Annotated in this window: 2 protein-coding genes; both read right to left on the reverse strand. The window is 55.4% G+C overall.

The features are described 5' to 3' along the window. Window positions 1-488: glycosyltransferase family 2 protein (locus tag C0V97_RS17940; RefSeq protein WP_148114983.1), on the reverse strand; the 488-nt coding region annotated here is incomplete at its 3' end. A gap of 286 nt (window positions 489-774) precedes the next feature. After that, window positions 775-1,737, reverse strand: coding sequence for a ferrochelatase (gene hemH / locus C0V97_RS17945; protein ID WP_127103756.1), 963 nt, complete (start codon window positions 1,735-1,737; stop codon window positions 775-777). Window positions 1,738-1,778: the final 41 nt, after the last annotated feature.

Raw genomic sequence — 1,778 nt, forward strand, 5'->3', positions numbered from 1 at the left:
ACAAGAACATTATCACCGAGCTCTTCGGTAGAGTGCTGAGTGAAGACCTCGACAGTTGGCAATTTGGGTCTGACGACCCTGTTCGAGCTTCCATGGATGCGCCAGGAAAAGGCGATGGCGTCTGCATGTTTGAACCCACGCAGGAACTCTGGAAGACTATCGAAGTGTCGGCAATAGACATATTCATCGCCATCCAGGAAGCCAAGCCAGTCATATTTGCCCCGGCTCTCCTCCGCCGCCTCCATGAATGAATCACGCTGCCGCCAATAGAAGTCCGGCTGCGTCACCGGATCCGTTCGCTTGAGAGTGATATCATAGCACCGAGCTGCAGATTGCAGGATCTCCCATGTGCCATCGGAGGAATAATCCTCAAAGATAAAAAACTTCTTCACACCAAGCGCCGCATGCCAGGCAATCCAGCCCGCGATATCCGAGAATTCGTCCTTCACGAATAGCGCAAGGGCGACACTGGGAAGATTCTCGGCCATAAAGCAAACTCGCTCGTAAGAATGAAGATAGCGAGCTTATTGCACAATATGCGGTTCCGATCTACAGCGATGACGCTATTCGGATATTTCACACAACGGACTTATTATGAAACATCAATTCATTGCGTGACTATATTTTCTGTGTCGCAGTCAAGAACATAAATCCGGTCGCACTTGTTCCATGGCATCTACTGGCACACAACCCACCTGGGCAGGCTGGTTTCGTCTTGAGAAGAGGCATTATCGCTTTACCCCCCCTCGCCCGCGCAAAAAGCCATTTGCGCGATTACTTTTGGGGCAGGCCTTCGCGTACGAGCGCCTCGAGCAGATCGATAGCGCCATCACTGTCATTGAGGCACGGGATCAGTGTGAGCTCTTCTCCACCAGCCTCGATAAATTCCTCGCGGAGCTCATTACCGATCTCATCCAGTGTCTCGATGCAGTCACTGATGAAACCCGGCATGATCACTGCAATGCGGGTTATGCCCTGCGTAGGAAGAGCCGCCACATAGGGGGCGGTGTAAGGTTGTACCCATTCCATAGGGCCGAAGCGCGACTGATAGGTGATGGGCATCTGCTCTTCACTAAGGTCGAGCGCCTTGCGCAGGGCGCGCAGGGTGCGCTCACAATCCTCGGGGTAATAATCCCCCTTTTCGACGCAAAGCTTGGGCAGACCATGAAAAGATGCCACGAGCCTCTGAGGCTTGCGAGGCAGCGTCGCAAGATGATTACGCACAGATTTCTCAAGCGCGGCAATATAGAGTGGATGATCGGGGAAAGCTGGCAGAGTCTGCACGGCTGGTTGACGTCGCAACGTCATGAGCGTGCGAAAAAGCTGATCGTTCGCCGTTGCCGTCGTCGTGGCGCTGTATTGCGGATAGAGCGGCAGGAAGATCAGACGATCACAGCCCTGATCCATCAATTCCTCCACCGCCTCGGCAATGGAAGGCTTTCCGTAGCGCATACCCCACGTCACCGGAAGATCCGTGCCGAAACGCTCGGCAAGCTTCTCAGCCTGATTGCGCGTATAGACACGCAGAGGACTGGCATCTTCGGCGCGATCCCAGATCCGGGCATAGGCCTCGCCGCTCTTCGAAGGGCGCGTTGTCAGGATGACGCCTTGCAAGATCGGCTGCCAGATCGCCGGGGGCGCCTCGATGACGCGACGATCTGACAGGAATTCGCCCAGATAGCGGCGGACCGAAAAGTAATCCGTCCCGTCGGGCGTACCAAGATTGGCAATCAGGATGCCGGTCTTGCCACCGGCGGGGACCGGGTTTTGGGGGGGGT

Origin of the sequence: Asaia sp. W19 (assembly GCF_003994335.1) — a bacterium.
GTDB lineage: Bacteria > Pseudomonadota > Alphaproteobacteria > Acetobacterales > Acetobacteraceae > Asaia.